Source organism: Kocuria rhizosphaericola, from assembly GCF_044462205.1.
GTDB lineage: Bacteria > Actinomycetota > Actinomycetes > Actinomycetales > Micrococcaceae > Kocuria > Kocuria rhizosphaericola.
Genome location: NZ_JBISWK010000116.1, coordinates 1 through 3,021, shown reverse-complemented (window position 1 = coordinate 3,021; position 3,021 = coordinate 1). Strand labels below are relative to the sequence as shown.

The following is a 3,021-nucleotide window of genomic DNA, read 5'->3' as shown; positions in this document are numbered from 1 at the left end:
CTTGAGGTCCTCCATGGTCAGCTTCTTCATCTGGTGGGTCGCGTTGCGGGCCTCGAAGTGGCTGCCCAGCCCGTAGCCCTTGACGCCCTGCGCCAGGACCACGGTCGGCTGGCCCTCGTGCTCGGTCGCGGCCTTGTAGGCGGCGTAGACCTTCTGGTAGTCGTGCGCGCCGCGCTTGAGCTCCCAGATCTCGTCGTCGGACATGTCCGCGACGAGCTCCTTGGTGGCCGGGGACTTGCCGAAGAAGTGGTCGCGGATGAACCCGCCGGACTCCGCCTTGTAGGTCTGGAAGTCGCCGTCGAGGGTCTCGTTCATGATCCGCACGAGCTCGCCGTCCTCGTCCTTGGCGAGCAGCTGGTCCCACTCGCGGCCCCAGAGGACCTTGACGACGTTCCAGCCGGCGCCGCGGAAGAAGGCCTCGAGCTCCTGGACGATCTTGCCGTTGCCGCGCACCGGCCCGTCCAGGCGCTGCAGGTTGCAGTTGACCACGAAGGTGAGGTTGTCGAGCTTGTCGTTGGCGGCCAGCTGCAGCAGCCCGCGCGACTCCGGCTCGTCCATCTCGCCGTCGCCCAGGAACGCCCAGACCTGCTGGTCGGAGGTGTCCTTGATGCCGCGGTTGTGCAGGTAGCGGTTGAACTGCGCCTGGTAGATCGCGTTCATCGGGCCGATGCCCATGGACACGGTGGGGAACTGCCAGAAGTCCGGCATGTTGCGGGGGTGCGGGTAGGAGGGCAGCCCGTGCGGGGCCTTGGACTTCTCCTGCCGGAACCCGTCCAGCTGCTCCTCGGTGAGCCGGCCCTCCAGGTAGGCCCGTGCGTACATCCCCGGGGAGGCATGGCCCTGGAAGAAGACCTGGTCCCCGCCGCCGGGGTGGTCGGGGCCGCGGAAGAAGTGGTTGAGGCCCACCTCGTAGAGGGTGGCCGCACCGGCGTAGGTGGAGATGTGCCCGCCCACGCCGATCTCGGGGCGCTGGGCCCGGTGGACCAGCACAGCCGCGTTCCACCGCAGGAACGCCCGGTAGCGGCGTTCGATCTCCTCGTCGCCGGGGAACTCCGGCTCCTGGTCCACGGGGACCGTGTTCACGTAGTCCGTGGTGGTGACCATCGGCACGCCCACGCCCTGGGCGTCGGACCGTGGTGCTGACGCCTGCAGGAGGTAGTGCGCCCGCTCCCGCACCTGTTTCTCGATGAGGTCCTCGAACGAGCCCAGCCACTGTGCGGCGTCCTCCGACGTGCTGTTCGGGGAACCGGGGGTCTGCCGGCTGCGGATCTCGACCAGGTGCTCAGAATTCACGTCAACTCTTTCTCAGTAGTCAGGGGTGGAGAAGAGACATGTCCGGCCGACTTCCTGCGGCGCCGGGGTCCCCGGCGCCGCAGGAGGTCGACGGTGGCTCGGTGCCGGTGCTCAGTGCGCGGACGAGCCGCTGCGGCCGTCCTGGGGCTTGCAGATCCGGGTGTCGACGATCTCGCCCGCGGCGGTGATCACCGGCACCTCGTTGCCCTCGCAGTCCACGAGCTTGCCGTCCTTGATGGTGTCGCCCTCCTGGAGGTGGTCCTGGAGGTGCTCGAGGCTCTCGTAGCGCACCGCCCGGACGTTCGCCTGGGCGAAGACCGATACCTGGCCCTTGGGGGGATTGCCGGCGCGGAACTCGTTGAACAGCAGGTTCAGCAGCACGGCCATCACCGCGGCTGAGCTGATGCCCGAGTGGAAGATGGTCTCGAACCAGCCCGGGAAGTTCCCGTAGATCTCCGGGACGGCGATGGGCAGCATGCCGAAGCCGATGGACGTGGCCACGATGATCAGGTTGAAACCGTTCTTGTAGTCCACCTTGGCCAGGGTCCGGATGCCGGAGGCGGCCACGCTGCCGAAGAGCACGATGCCGGCGCCTCCGAGGACCGGCGGAGGCACCGCGGCCACGACCCGGCCGAGGACGGGCAGCAGTCCGAGGACCACCAGGATGACGCCCCCGGCGGTGACCACGAAACGGCTCTTCACCCCGGTGATCGCCACGAGGCCGACGTTCTGGGCGAAGGCGCTCTGGGTGAAGCCGTTGAACAGCGGGGCGAGCGTCGAGGCGGCCATGTCCGCGCGCAGGCCGTCGGCGATGCGCTTCTTGTCGACCTCGGTGTCCACGATCTCGCCGACCGCGATGATGTCGGCGGTCGTCTCCGTGAGGATCACCAGGACCACGATGAACATGGAGATGATCGCGGCCACCTCGAACACGGGAGGACCGAACGCCAGAGGCTGCGGAACGGCGAAGATGTCCCCGGTGAGCACCTGGCTGAAGTCCGCCTTGCCCAGGAGCGCCGCGATGACCGTGCCCAGCACCAGGCCGATGAGGATGGACAGCCTTGAGATCGCGGCGCTGCCCACCTTGGACAGCAGCAGGATGATCAGCAGGGTCAGCCCGGCCAGTCCGAGGTTTCCCACGGAGCCGTACCCGGGCGCCTGCGCGTTGCCGCCCATGGCCCAGCGGGCGGCCACCGGGAACAGGGTCAGGCCGATGGCCGTGATCACCACGCCGGTGACCACCGGCGGGAAGAAGCGCACGATGCTGGCGAAGAAGGGTGTGATGAGGAAGCCGAGGGCGGCGGACGCGATGACCGCGCCGAAGACCGCCTGGATCCCTCCCTCGCCCTGGACGATCGCGGTCATGGTGGCGACGCTGGCGAACGACGTGCCCTGCACGAGGGGCAGCTGCGAGCCGAAGAACCGGATGCCGAAGGACTGCAGGATCGTGGCGAGACCGCCGACGAACAGGCACGCCGCGATGAGCAGCCCCTGCTCCTGGGGGCTCACCCCGGCGACGCCGCCGATGATGAGCGGTGGTGCGATGATGCCGCCGTACATGGTGAGCACGTGCTGAAGGCCGTAGCCGAAGCTGCTGCCGATGCCGAGGTGCTCGTCTTCCGGACGAGTGGGTGCCGTTCGCTCAGCGGTCTGGGACCTGGTCATGGTGTCCATCCTGTGGGAGTGGGAAGGAAAGCAGGAAAAGCGAGGAAAGTGGAGAGTGGGGGT

1 protein-coding gene and 1 pseudogene are annotated in these 3,021 nt (G+C 68.1%); both read right to left on the bottom strand.

The window, feature by feature from the left end; all coding sequences use genetic code 11:
• A pseudogene (locus tag ACH9D2_RS11635) lies at window positions 1-1,269 on the bottom strand (pyruvate dehydrogenase (acetyl-transferring), homodimeric type); the annotation flags it as partial.
• A 135-nt stretch (window positions 1,270-1,404) separates the two neighbouring features.
• A complete protein-coding gene (locus tag ACH9D2_RS11630) occupies window positions 1,405-2,958 on the bottom strand; it encodes a nucleobase:cation symporter-2 family protein (RefSeq protein ID WP_396362983.1) in 1,554 nt (517 codons plus the stop codon).
• Between the last annotated feature and the right edge of the window lie 63 nt (window positions 2,959-3,021).